The organism is Methylobacter sp. BBA5.1, assembly GCF_000746145.1.
Classification (GTDB): domain Bacteria; phylum Pseudomonadota; class Gammaproteobacteria; order Methylococcales; family Methylomonadaceae; genus Methylobacter; species Methylobacter marinus.
Window position 1 is genome coordinate 1 of record NZ_JQKS01000058.1, and the last position, 12,609, is coordinate 12,609.

At 42.9% G+C, this 12,609-nt stretch carries 17 protein-coding genes and 1 rRNA gene; 11 read left to right on the forward strand and 7 right to left on the reverse strand.

The genetic code is table 11. The features are described from left to right. Positions 1–249, reverse strand: a 16S ribosomal RNA gene (locus tag EK22_RS21180); the annotation flags it as partial. A 630-nt stretch (positions 250–879) separates the two neighbouring features. Between EK22_RS21180 and EK22_RS25050 the strand changes: the two genes are divergently transcribed. Further along, complete coding sequence (locus EK22_RS25050) at positions 880–1,083, forward strand: hypothetical protein (RefSeq protein WP_020159567.1); 204 nt, start codon at positions 880–882, stop codon at positions 1,081–1,083. A gap of 75 nt (positions 1,084–1,158) precedes the next feature. On the opposite strand, the gene EK22_RS21190 is transcribed toward EK22_RS25050, so the two are convergent. Next, complete coding sequence (locus EK22_RS21190) at positions 1,159–1,557, reverse strand: HEAT repeat domain-containing protein (protein WP_020159566.1); 399 nt, start codon at positions 1,555–1,557, stop codon at positions 1,159–1,161. Positions 1,558–1,727: 170 nt separating this feature from the next. After that, positions 1,728–1,934: a SlyX family protein gene (locus EK22_RS21195; protein ID WP_020159565.1), complete on the reverse strand. Its 207-nt coding sequence runs from the start codon at positions 1,932–1,934 to the stop codon at positions 1,728–1,730. A 531-nt stretch (positions 1,935–2,465) separates the two neighbouring features. Here EK22_RS21195 and EK22_RS21200 point away from each other — a divergent pair. Next, a complete protein-coding gene (locus EK22_RS21200; RefSeq protein ID WP_020159564.1) occupies positions 2,466–2,837 on the forward strand; it encodes a DUF6164 family protein in 372 nt (123 codons plus the stop codon). Positions 2,838–3,208: 371 nt separating this feature from the next. On the opposite strand, the gene EK22_RS21205 is transcribed toward EK22_RS21200, so the two are convergent. Continuing rightward, the gene (locus EK22_RS21205; RefSeq protein ID WP_036254179.1) at positions 3,209–3,565 is read right to left on the reverse strand and encodes a DUF2956 family protein; all 357 of its coding nucleotides are present in this window, start codon (positions 3,563–3,565) and stop codon (positions 3,209–3,211) included. A 389-nt stretch (positions 3,566–3,954) separates the two neighbouring features. Then, positions 3,955–4,266: a DUF3301 domain-containing protein gene (locus tag EK22_RS21210; RefSeq protein WP_027147308.1), complete on the reverse strand. Its 312-nt coding sequence runs from the start codon at positions 4,264–4,266 to the stop codon at positions 3,955–3,957. A gap of 85 nt (positions 4,267–4,351) precedes the next feature. On the opposite strand from EK22_RS21210, the gene EK22_RS21215 reads away from it, so the two are divergent. Both EK22_RS21215 and EK22_RS21220 read left to right on the forward strand, forming a co-directional pair. After that, positions 4,352–4,765: a GFA family protein gene (locus EK22_RS21215; protein WP_027147307.1), complete on the forward strand. Its 414-nt coding sequence runs from the start codon at positions 4,352–4,354 to the stop codon at positions 4,763–4,765. Positions 4,766–4,825: 60 nt separating this feature from the next. Then, positions 4,826–5,494, forward strand: coding sequence for an alpha/beta hydrolase (locus EK22_RS21220; RefSeq protein WP_020159560.1), 669 nt, complete (start codon positions 4,826–4,828; stop codon positions 5,492–5,494). A gap of 95 nt (positions 5,495–5,589) precedes the next feature. Here the strand turns inward: EK22_RS21220 and EK22_RS21225 are convergent, their stop codons facing one another. Next, positions 5,590–6,414, reverse strand: coding sequence for a sterol desaturase family protein (locus EK22_RS21225; protein WP_051962012.1), 825 nt, complete (start codon positions 6,412–6,414; stop codon positions 5,590–5,592). A 555-nt stretch (positions 6,415–6,969) separates the two neighbouring features. Between EK22_RS21225 and EK22_RS25650 the strand changes: the two genes are divergently transcribed. The 7 genes from EK22_RS25650 to EK22_RS21255 all read left to right on the forward strand — a co-directional run bounded on the left by EK22_RS25650 (position 6,970) and on the right by EK22_RS21255 (position 12,101). Further along, a complete protein-coding gene (locus EK22_RS25650) occupies positions 6,970–7,164 on the forward strand; it encodes a transposase (protein ID WP_198014672.1) in 195 nt (64 codons plus the stop codon). 272 nt (positions 7,165–7,436) lie between these two features. After that, entirely contained in the window at positions 7,437–7,952 is a 516-nt protein-coding gene (locus tag EK22_RS21230) for an Hsp20/alpha crystallin family protein (RefSeq protein ID WP_027147306.1), read from the forward strand. 61 nt (positions 7,953–8,013) lie between these two features. After that, a complete protein-coding gene (locus tag EK22_RS21235; RefSeq protein WP_020159557.1) occupies positions 8,014–8,247 on the forward strand; it encodes a cold-shock protein in 234 nt (77 codons plus the stop codon). Positions 8,248–8,689: 442 nt separating this feature from the next. Beyond that, complete coding sequence (locus EK22_RS21240; protein WP_020159556.1) at positions 8,690–9,703, forward strand: helix-turn-helix domain-containing protein; 1,014 nt, start codon at positions 8,690–8,692, stop codon at positions 9,701–9,703. A 228-nt stretch (positions 9,704–9,931) separates the two neighbouring features. After that, the gene (locus EK22_RS21245; RefSeq protein ID WP_036254182.1) at positions 9,932–11,038 is read left to right on the forward strand and encodes a Do family serine endopeptidase; all 1,107 of its coding nucleotides are present in this window, start codon (positions 9,932–9,934) and stop codon (positions 11,036–11,038) included. Between the two features lie 76 nt (positions 11,039–11,114). Continuing rightward, the gene (locus EK22_RS21250) at positions 11,115–11,546 is read left to right on the forward strand and encodes a hypothetical protein (protein ID WP_161786481.1); all 432 of its coding nucleotides are present in this window, start codon (positions 11,115–11,117) and stop codon (positions 11,544–11,546) included. A gap of 15 nt (positions 11,547–11,561) precedes the next feature. Beyond that, positions 11,562–12,101: an HPF/RaiA family ribosome-associated protein gene (locus EK22_RS21255; RefSeq protein WP_020159553.1), complete on the forward strand. Its 540-nt coding sequence runs from the start codon at positions 11,562–11,564 to the stop codon at positions 12,099–12,101. 263 nt (positions 12,102–12,364) lie between these two features. Here EK22_RS21255 and EK22_RS21260 read toward each other — a convergent pair. Continuing rightward, positions 12,365–12,609 (reverse strand): energy transducer TonB (locus EK22_RS21260; RefSeq protein ID WP_036254189.1); only part of this gene is annotated, 245 nt, incomplete at its 5' end.

Genomic DNA, 12,609 nt, shown 5'->3' on the forward strand with positions numbered 1-12,609 from the left:
CACCAACTAGCTAATCTAACGCAGGCTCATCTCATAGCGCGAGGCCCGAAGGTCCCCCGCTTTCCCCCGTAGGGCGTATGCGGTATTAGCTTGAGTTTCCCCAAGTTGTCCCCCGCTATGAGGCAGATTCCTACGCGTTACTCACCCGTCCGCCACTCGTCAGCGCCCGAAGGCCTGTTACCGTTCGACTTGCATGTGTTAAGCATACCGCCAGCGTTCAATCTGAGCCATGATCAAACTCTTCAGTTCAATCTGTTTTTGCCACTCAGGAAGATGAGTGACCAATCTTGGCTCGACCAAAAACTTAACGTAAATGTTGAATCGACGTGTTTGTTCTTGCTCGATTATTTCATTACAACTAAAATAATCATCACAAGCACCCACACAAATTATTTTGATCTGACTTTTAAAGAGCGTGGAGCTTAAAGCCCCGCTGAGTCCGACTATTATACAGAGTCAAAACCCGTTGTCAACCCCTTGTTGCTTTTATTTTTCATCCCGAAAAAACCGGAGCCAATCGCTTCAACCCCGAAGAGCCGACCATTATACCCGATCCGCTCTGCTTGTCAACCTCAGTGTCAACTTTTTTTCTGTCCCTGCCCCCTTCCGGACAACCTGCCGCCGAAAGAAGGGCATATTCTACCGATCTTTTTTTAATCGTCAAGCATTAAATTAAGTAATTATTCGTATTGTTAGCCTTGTGCTTTTTAAGGATAATTAAAGCTTAAAGATTGTTTATCATCTTGACATGCACTTTATCCTGTTTCTATGACTGGAAGGCATTGAAATAATCAGCATGCTGCGATAGGCTGCTTTCAGATTTTGATTTTAAACGCTTAAAACTTTCACTTCTCGCAAATTTGTAATAGGAAGATAAAAATGAATAGCAATAAATCCATTGAAAACAAAGACTCCATGCGGCAAGAGTTTATAAGTCAATTAAGCGAAGCGTTTCTTGCCACCAAAGGTTATGGTATCTACGCTTATTTAAATCCGGTTGATGTTAATAACCTGTTCAATCAATATATTAACCTCGACATTTCCGCTAAGGATTTCGCTCGAAGATTTGTCAAATCAAAATAACAAATATCACCGCATTAAAAAAACCTAACAAGCTTAATTTATGCTTAACAACCACCATCAATCCAATGCATTAAGCTATACTGTTTGCTGATTCTGCAGACTATGCCTTGCTATAGAAGCAATTTCCTCATCCTGGTCGTTAACAAAGTGCTTCAACGCATACCCTCTCTTTACCACGATAAAGCGTACATATTCATTCTCATCATTAATTAAAGCGTCCAGCAATTTTTCATCATCACAGTATTTTGCAACTGTTGCACGAACACGCCAATTACTATCATTGACCAGCATTTCATGCCCCACTTTTTTACGAGCTACTGCGGCTCTAACCAGCGCGGACTCATCATTGATCAGGATGTTTAAAGCAAAACACAAATCGACACATTCCAATTTGATATATTCATCCTGCTCTCGCAATATATCTTCTTCACCGTATTCCTTACCTGAAATTGTTACTGTTTCGTAGCTTGCCATTTTATCTCCATCGTTGATCCCTATTATTTTTCCATTTTAATTGATAGACATATCTGTAATACTTTCATTTATAAGCTTTTGTGATAGATGTCTCCTTATATTTTAAGGGCATCAGCTTTTTTAAAAAGTTTTTTCTGATTCTCATTTAAATCAGTCTTAAATGTCATTGATTAATAGTGAGGCGGCGGCTGATCAATAGCCTCCTCACCGCTTGCAATCTCCGATAAACTTTTAATGCGTTCATTAAGCAATTTACAAGTCGCTTCGAGGCGACCGATCTGCCGCTGCTGTTGACTAACAATCTTATTCAGTTCTTGAATGAGATCTTCCTGATAGGCTACCTTTATTTCTAGTTCGATTACTCGATTTTCATGCATAATTAATGTCTTTTTTGAAATTATTAATTTTCTGAGGTGCAATTTTCTATTACAAACGATTCAATTACTAGTCAGGAACGGGGATGAAATAAAAACCGCGATTGAGGCAGGATTTCTGTTCATGTTCAACGACTGCATGGACAGGAAATGATCCCGTCATTTCTCTGCATTCACCACATCCCTGGGGCTTAGCATCAACAGTCGGCGACGCATGGAGCAGTTGCTGAGGCCCGCAAACAGGCGCATTGCAGGCCTGTAACTGTTTGAGCAAAGCTTCCGCTCCTGCTCACGCCCCTTACCTACATCCCTGTACTGTAGGCAACGCCGAGAATGGACATAAAGACAAGTCAGTCGCGGGATTTATAAAATTCACGTTTCTTATCTATCTTTTGTGTACTCAATGGCAGAACGACTGATTATGCCTCTTTGAAAAGTAAACCAGAATGAGAATCTTGATGTGAATGACCACTCCTAGTTCTTGCCTACTGTTACAACCTATACATCTTTCTATGATCAAATGGTATTTCTGAAATGTCTATTTTATTATTTCGCCTTGCAAATGTCCCCGAAGACGAAGCCGATGAAATTCGTGAATTGTTACGTTCTAATGAAATCGACTACTATGAGACATCTGCCGGAAACTGGGGTATATCAATGCCCGCAATTTGGCTATTAAAAGATGAAGATCTTTTTAAAGCACGACAATTGCTTGAAGAATACCAACGGCAAAGATTGGCAACTCAACGAGAATTATATCTGCAGCTCAAAAAAACAGGGACAAACACAACAATTCTCGCTAGCATCAAAGATAAACCGTTGCGATTTATCGTTTATTTGGGCGCCATACTGCTTATATTGTATGTCTCTATCAAGATGGTCCTTGAATTCGGTTTGAAGTTCTAATAGTCAATCAATTTAATTATGACGGGTACTTGTGCCCTTGAGGGTATTCGCACTATTCGCACGCTATGAATACTCTGCAAATTTTACTCGTCAGAACAAGGCTGGCTAAATACTAGTCTTTATCAACTCCATCCCGCTTCATCTTATTAAGCCTACGCTTGAAACCCTCTTTGTCCGACAAGTAATATAATAAAAGCAATAAAACAGGCCATACTAAAAAGGCAAGTAGTTTCAAAACAGTTCCAAAGCCCATAATCATCACCTTATTTGTAAATTCTAAAGATCACCTTTTAATTCAAGTAAATTTATTCTTGCTTTCGCTTCACGCCAACTCCTTAGATTAGGATTACAGAAGACGTCGCCAGGATTTTTCAAGCCAGCAAATAAATACCAATGCCCAACCATGTCAAAATTAACAATAACCAGGACACCCTGAATACCAGCAATAACCAGGATAATCCGTGCTGTTGACACAGTTCTCGTTCCTGTATTTGAGAATCACCTGATTCCACGAATTCGGGCTGATCCAAAGTTTTTTTAAATTTTCTGTCCGACTCTCTAGCCCAGGATTTCTGTTGCCTTTTATATAATCCAATCCCTTTTTGAATACTCTGAGCCATCCGTTTGGCTTGCTCTTTGGCCTGACCAAGTCGCTGAATCCCTCGGGCTACTCGTATCGCTTCATCCAGAGTTTCCTGAGACGGCTTTTGATAGTTTTGTTTGCTCATATTACTGATAATCCATTGATTTTCTTATCCGCCTAGTGAAAATTCTATATCTATAAAACAGAAATCCTCAAGACAAAAACAAAAAGGCAATAATTACAATAAAGAGTAAAAAGCGCCTTGATTAGAAAGCCCGATTAGTATCCGCCGCAGGCCGGCCATTAATTCTTGCTTTACTTTACCTGAACTTATAACCGTTCTGTAAGGTCAGCAAAATAAATTTTTCTTTCGACGCTTCCTCTTAGCTAATAAGTCCATGGATTTTCAAGTAAACACTGTCAAAAGTTTGGATATTTCGGTTCCGATCCACTCCGCTCATGTTCACATAACGGACAATTGTTCATGTTACGATCTGCCCCTAAAAATCTTTTTGCGTACTCATTTATTTATCCCTAAACTAATCGGTGCGGTTCCATTTGAATTGATTCGATCCGACATCCGAACATTACAATTTGCCCGTTATACCGTTCATTTCCGGTTGAAGAAAACTCAAACTGGAATGAACGCCATAAATGCACTTTTCCTGTTCTATCTCTTTTCAGCCAGAGACCGGTTAAGGCAATATAATCGTCCAGCATCTGAACGTTCATATCCAAACAATGCTGCTTAGTTGCGTTAAGGGCTATCGACTTTACCCGCTGGGCACTCGCCCAATACAAGTAAGCGACAATTAATAAACCGATTAAAATGATATCAAATACCATACTTTAGTATTAATGGACAATTAAAGTTCAGATATTGCGCTAATTGTACTCAGGTTTATCATAACCCACTGTTTCGGGAGAATATATGAAACTTCCCATTACAGGCGGCTGCCTTTGTGGCGCTGTCAGATACGAAATTTCAGTCAAACCCGCCAGTAGTTTCAACTGCCATTGCAGAACATGTCAAAAAGCTTTGGGTGCCCCGTATTTAGCGGCCATGCTTGTGCCGTCATCCGCACTTACAATAACTGGCAATTATAAAGAGTACGCAACTATTGCCGCCAGCGGCCATGTTGTTTATCGAGCATTCTGTCCTGAATGCGGGACCGCCTTGTTTGGCAGGAACAGCGCTTTCACCAAATTGAGACCGGTTAGCGCATCTACGCTGGATGACCCCAGCATTTTCCGGCCGCAAAAAGATATTTGGGTAGCCGATGCCCAGCCATGGGACTATATGAATCCTGATCTGCCAAAATTTGACGGCAATCCCTGGCATTAATCACTTTTCTCATAAGCATATTCAATTTCATATTTGTTCACATCATTTTCGGGGTAACCTATGATTTCTCAACTTAGTACAATAGAAATTCAACCTGAATCTGTTCATAAATATTCCATTATATGGCTTCATGGCCTAGGCGCTGATGGGCACGACTTTGCCGGCATTGTCCCGCAACTGAATTTAAACGAAGCTCAGGCCATTCATTTTATTTTCCCCAATGCCCCTATTCAGCCTGTAACCATCAACGGCGGTATGAAAATGCGCGCCTGGTACGACATTTTGGAAAAGTTACCCTCCAGAAGAGTCGATATCGCTGGAATTTATGAATCCAGCACATTAATCGACAAGCTTATTCAACAGGAAATCGATAAAGGCATTGCTTCCGAGAATATTTTACTGGCGGGATTCTCCCAAGGCGGCGCCATTGCTCTTCACGCCGGTTTGAAATATCCGCACAAACTGGCTGGAATCATAGCTCTCTCAACTTATCTGCCGACACTTGAACAATTAGAAAAAAAGCGGTCAAGTACCAATAATGCCACGCCTATCCTGATGGCCCATGGCATTATAGATCCTGTTGTGGCGATTGAATCGGGTAAAGCAGCGTATGTTGCGCTAAAGGAAATGGGATATGACATTGTCTGGCATGATTATATTATGGAACATGCCGTATGTTTGGAAGAAATAGAGCACCTATCCTGTTTTATTAATGCCGTCTTTAAATAAAAGTACGGCATTTTTGTTATTTAATAGATACTCTCGAATTTAGTGCCCAGGATACCATGATGACAGCTATGCGTCTGTGGCGATTTCTGGGTACATCAATGCCGCGATGACTGAAATCGCGTAAACCCCAAAAGAAACAGCGCCATGAAATCCTGGGTTTTGACATACCGAAGACCAATTTCAGCGGGCCTTATCTCAATTATCGTCTTGAATAAATGATCCCATATTGAAAACACGGCCCCATAGTTATGATCATGCTCCTCTCGCAGAGTTGAATGATGAGCCTTATGTAAATAAGGCACAATGATAATCCGGCCCAGCCATTTCTCGCCCGGGACTGAAACATCCATGTGATGAAAAATCACAAATACCGTAATTACCGCTTCACTAATGATCACCACGGCCTTATCCACACCGAATACGATAATATAAAGCGCTTTCAGGCCGGCCGTCAGTAATAGCTCGACTAAATGCAAACGAAATGCCGTTGAAACATTAAACGAGGGGTCGCTGTGGTGTACTTGGTGAAACATCCACAGGAAGTTAAACATATGATTCGCTTTATGCCAGAAATACAAAGTCAAATCGAGCAACATAAATGACACGGCGATCCTGATAACGGGATTAGAAATCTGGCTCAGCAATCCTGCCGAGGCGTATTGTTCGGCAATAGTCAACAAGGAATACACCGAGAGCAGCGACATCATGACGCTATTAAAAACAAACATACTGATATTTGTTAAATAATGCCGCCGGAAAGCTTTTAATGGCTGCTCAGCGCAAGCATGGCGATCTTCAATTACCAACATGACAATGAAAGCCATTAAGATAACGAGCAACTGCGATTGCTCCGAGGTAAATACCAGTACCGATGACTGAACAACAGAAAACGAAAGCTCCGAACCAAGTTCTCGTAACATCACTTTCTCCTCAAATATAAATTTGAACAAATCAAATCTTAAGAAAATTTGACGTTTAAACCAGCTTTCTACTTAACCTTAGTTACAATAATTTACCTTTGAAATTCAAAAACTTGACCCAATAAAAAAACAGTCAGTCTCAATAAATATGCTCTTACCGCTTGCAGCCAATCTAACAAGCTAATCTTAGTCGCTCCTTATGTGGAAACAGGAAAGTGAGATAATCCTAAAGCCCTGTAGAGGTAAGGTTTGAGATTATATTCAACAGGCATGGCACGTAGACACCAGTGAGCTTTGTGCCCACCAGGGCCGCGGAATCGAGGCCAATCCGCCGTCGCCTGTTATTTCCTAAAAAATCAATTGTCAACCGAGTCCATCCAGTGACATAGCCCCCTTGCTCTGAATAACGGAGCAAAACGACATCCTGCACTCTTGGCCGGAGTCGAAAAACGCCGTATGGTTTAGTGTGGTGAAGCCGGATTATATTGCCGCCCAGGGCACCAGTAATAAGGCGATAAGCCATGATGTGGGTTTACGCGAAGACAATATAGGACTCTGGCTTCTCGCTCTGCTTTTCTCCAGGAGAAAAACCATCGTATTGGCTTTGTCTATACGCCCAAACATCATTCATGGCTCAATCAAGTGGAAATCTGGTTCGGTATCTTGACTCGGCGCCTGCTCAAACGGGGGCAGTTTTTCACCAAAGGAAGAACTCAGGCATCGTATCCTCACCATTATTGCGTTTTTTAACGATGATACGCTGGCTAAACCGTTTCGCTGGACTTATTCCAGCAAACCGCTGCTGATATGAATTATCGTAATTTACTGTTATGTACTAGGTATTTGCACCAATTCTACCGTCTTTGAAAATACGCTACATTTTATTCACAGGAAAAAATTGAAGCTGTTTAAGGTTTCTTGACTGAATGCCAGTAACCGAAGCACTTCAAGCCATCGTTTTTATTTTTTACGAAAGATTTTTCCCTTGCAGTTGCCAAATAATAGATTCGGAGAAGAGCATTATGAGTAATGATGATCAAAGCCAAGATCCAAATAAAAATATTGCTAAGGCACCATCAGAGCCATCTCAGCTAGGTTCCGGCCTAATTGCTTTTGATGATTTAGATCGCTGGTTTGATAATCTGCTTTCCCGTCGCTGGTTACAACCGGACTGGAAACTCCCTAGTTGGCCGGAAAGAGAATTCTCTCTCAGCAAAAACATTCCCAAAGTGGATGTTATCGAACACGATAACGAAATAAAGGTTCAGGCGGCCCTGCCAGGCGTGAAAAAAGAAGATCTGGATGTTTCAATAGATGACCAAATGGTGACTATTCGCGCATCCTGCAAACAGGAAGAAGAAACGAAGAACGAGAACTATTACTGCCGAGAAATAAACCGTGGAGAATTTCAAAGGACTTTATCTTTACCTACTCAAGTGGATGGTGAGAAGGCTAAAGCTTCATTCAAGGACGGAATACTTGATATTACCATCCCCAAGTCAGAACAAAGTAAACGCAGAAGCATAGAAATTATGTAATGCCGGATACCTTGCGCTACTTTCTACAAATACATTTTTAACATTTTAGGATTTTCGAATTATGTCTACGAATATGAATACATCGACTACTACTTCTATTACTGGCACTGTTAAATGGTTTAATGCCGATAAAGGTTTCGGCTTTATTGAACAAGAGAAAGGTCCCGATGTTTTTGTTCATTACAGCAACATTAACAACCCCGGCTTTAAATCACTCAATGACGGCCAGAAAGTACAATTTAATGTCACAAAGGGACAAAAAGGCCTCCAAGCTGAAAATGTAATTGTTATTTAATTTTCTCCGCGGAAGGATGCTTTTCTGTTTGTATTGCGTCCGATAAAGGGAGGCTAGTTTTCTCGCCTAAAAGGGAGGGCCAGGGGTTGGTTGAGACAATCAAGAATAAACGACTTATTGATCGCACTTACTCCGGCCCATTCCTAGCAGCAAGAGGCAAGATTTTCCCTTTTGGCGAAAGAGCCCGCGCGTTAAAGTCTAAAGAAAATTTACCACTTTATGCACGGCATTGAATCCAATAGTTGCTTGACGTTATTTAGCAAAAGTTAATCAACTTTGTCTTCAATTAATAAGGTCGCCATCTATAAACAATGGCGTGAATGGATTGGCAATAACGTAATTATCACTTTTATAACCGAAGCCTAATCGTAAAAGGATTCCTCAACATTTGAAAAAATGGAGTTGAAAAATGACCCGATCAAAATTCACAGGAGTCCCCATAGTGCTGGATGTCGATCTGCATAATGGGGAAGAATTTCTGGGGCGTTTCAAAACCAGCGCAATCAGTTTCAATGAAATCAAGCTTGCCGCAAGAGAAAAAGTAATAGGAAACCATCACAGTGTCGACATTACTTTTACGATTGACTATGGCATTAATAAATTCTTTAAATTGACGGGCATCGTTTCACATCAATCGGAAAACGTATTGAAACTCTCTTTTTCTCGTGCTTACCTGAAATATTTCGAAGCGGTCAATCAATTGTTATTGATGTCGCTTGACGAACCGGAAACAAAAACCGTTAACGAACTACTTAGCAAAAACCCGGATGTGTGCAAGGACTGTACAACATATGCCTCCTGCCTGATGTCTACCTTGCAAACAGATGATCGCCAGCACTTGCAAAGCATTATTTCCCAGCAATATTACCTGGACAGCGGCCAGCACATTTTCCATGCCGAGCAACCTTTTCGATATTTGTATCTTGTCCGCTCCGGAACGGTTAAATCCTGGTGTGTTTTCGGCGACGGTCACGAACACATCATTCAGTTCCATTACCCGGGCGACATCATAGGTTTAAGCGCGATCAGTTCCGGCGTTTATGACTGCAATGCGACAACACTAAATACCTGTAGCCTTTGCAAGATCCCATTTGATCAATATCAGAAACTGGCTGACAGCATACCAACGCTCAGCCATCAATTTATTAAACTGATGAGCCATGAAATTGTTCAGAACAAACACTTGATGGAATTGCGCGGCAATAGAAGCGCTCCCGCCCGTCTCGCTATTTTCTTGAACGATCTGTCTCGAAACCTAAGTGAACGGGGGTTTTCCGCCAACGCTTTCAATTTACCCATGAGCCGTCGCGATATAGCCGATTATCTTGGACTCGCGGAAGAAACGGTAAGCCGGGCTTTCAGCCAGCTTCAGGATGAGGGATTGCTGGATGTTCAACGTAAATATATCCGTATACTCGACAATGCTAATAATATGAAAAGCTTCAATATCCAATAGCCGGTCCAGAAGGCCTAATCGCTTGCCTTTGTGAGCAATCACCGCGTGTGCCTGAAATGAGCCTGAGCCCCGTTCCTTGTTGATTACCGGGAAAAATATCACTCATTTGAGTGCAATCGATGTGCACACACTAAAGAGCAGCATAATTAAAAAGAATTTTTGCCCGCATACAGGTTCTAATTCCACATTAGAACTGACTTGCCACTAGCAATGAGTTACGGAGCAATTATGAAAAAACAGATTTTCATGTATTTCCTGGCAATTGCTCTGATAATGGCAATATCAACCAAATTACCGGCATTAAACGCATGGGCACAGCTACCGATTCCCAATAATCCTCTGCCGGAGATGTTGAAAAGAGTCATCCCCGCTGTTGTCAATATCTCCACGCGCATACGATTAAGCCATAAAGAAAACCCTTTATTCAAAGATCCCTTCTATCGCGAATTATTTGATATGTCCGACAAGTCGCTGGAATGGGAAATCCAGAATCTCGGCTCTGGGGTAGTCATTGACGCCAGCAAAGGCTATGTCATTACTAATCATCATGTGATTGACAAGGCAGACCAAATCACAGTGACACTACAGGACAACAGAAGCTATGACGCGACGGTAATCGGCAGCGACCCAAATACGGAAATAGCCTTGATTAAAATCAAAACGGGCAAATTGGTCGAATTGCCCAAAGGCAATTCCGATACATTACAGGTCGGCGATATTGTCGTTGCCATAGGCAGCCCTTTCGGCCTCGGCCAAACGGTTACATCCGGAATAATAAGCGCATTGGGCCGCTCCAGTCTGGGTATAGAAGGCTATGAGGATTTTATTCAGACTGATGCCTCCATCAACCCCGGCAATTCCGGCGGCGCGCTGGTCAATTTGCAGGGAGAATTAATCGGTATCAATACCGCCATAGTCGGGCCTAACGGCAGCAATGTGGGAATCGGCTTTGCCATACCTATTAATATGGCCAATCATGTTGTCAAGCAGATCATTCAATACGGCAATATACAGAGAGGACAGATAGGCATTCAGATTCAAAATATAACCCCGGATCTGGCTCGGACGTTTAATATCAAACAGCAGCAAGGAGCTATTATTTCCGGTGTTATTCCCGGCTCGCCAGCCGATAAGGCGGGTTTGAAAAAAGGCGATATAGTCATTGCCATGAACGGCCAGCCGATTGATACCTCAACCAGACTAAGCAATAGCATTGCATTAATGCGGGTAGGCGATAAAGTCGATCTGCATATCTCCCGTGACGGGCAAGAGAAAACCATAAAAACCCGAATTGCGAAAACCGATAATAATGCGGAGCTTGGTAATCAGTATTAGCTCCTTTCCCAAGGGGAACAAGCGTAGATGATTTAAATTAAGGAATCCGGTTATGAAAATAGCAGAGCAGCGGTTCATGAATATAAACCAATACATTGAATCAATGAGTGAAGTACGCAGAGGCTTTCTGCTGACGGCCTGCGTTTGGTTTATCTTTATGATAGCCAGCGGCGGACGCATGCCGCTTACCGCCCTATTGATTGATCAAAGCTATTTTTTTGCCCTCTTTATCCTGTTAATGGGCAGCGCCATGGATGCGATCCTGATCGTGGAACTTTTACGGTCAGGATTTCCGAAAACCCGGGTATGGAGCGATTTCAAACACTTCGGCATCATGGTCATTGTCTGGCTGGTACTGATACTGTTGTCGATGCGCGTACTTCTGCTGCTTACCCAGCCTAACCTTAACAAACCCTCAAGTGCCCTGCCGGAATCAAACCGGCATACCAGCATTTATTTTATCGCCCAGCCACATAACGACCATTTAAGCCATTCGTACTATATTTGATATAGGTAGATCATCATGCAGATTCCATTACAGATTACTTTTCGAGGAATACCTCATTCTGATGCCGTAGAAGCCAGGATCCGCGAAAAAGTGGCAAAACTGGAAAAATTTCATACCCATATTATGAGCTGCCGGGTCGCCGTGGAGTCAGAACACCAGCACCATCGCCATGGCAATCAATACCACATTCGTATCGATATCACCACGCCCCGCAAAGAGCTGGTCATCAGCCGGGAGCATCATGACAAGCAAGCCCATGAAGATATTTATGTGGCCATACGCGACGCTTTTAAGGCGGCAACAAGACAACTGGAAGATTATGCCCGCGTTCAGCGCGGTGAAGTTAAAAACCATAACCTGCAGAACTTCGGAACAGTAGCACGCTTGCTGCCTGAAGAAGATCACGGTTTTATCGTGGCCGAGGATGGCCGTGAAATTTATTTCCATAGAAATAGTGTGGTAGGCGAATTTGACCAGTTAGAGGCAGGCAGTCCGGTCCGCTATGTGCTGGAAGAAGACGATATTGGCCCCCGGGCCAGCACTGTTTATCCATAGGCCTTTGTCCTTGACGGAGCCCTTGAATTCGCAGATCGACTCTTGCCAGCAAACCGCCAGTCCGTAATAAGAAAAATTAGCGATCCTTTATGCGAATGAATTTTTATCGGACGGTAATCCTTTCGAGCTGTTATTTTCTCAGCAACCTTGCCTGGGCAGGCGAATACAGTCCCGTACAGAGCATCGCCAAAAAACGCTGTACGTGGACTTGTCTTCGCGCCCAAGTCTAAAAGCTTGAGATCGGACCATAAAATTAAGTCCAATCACTTCGCCAGTTTAAACTGCAGCACCTGAACCGCGCGTTGCTCGACCGGGGCGCCGTTAACCCGCTTTTCCTTGAATTTCCATTTATTGATGGCCTCCAGCGCCACCTTGTCGAAGATGCCGCTCGGCTTGGCCTCAACCACGACCGCATCCTTGACCGTGCCCGTGCGGGTAATGGTGAACTCTATTTTCACCCAGCCCTGAATCCGCCGGTTGGCCGCGCGCGGCGGGTATTTGGGCGGAA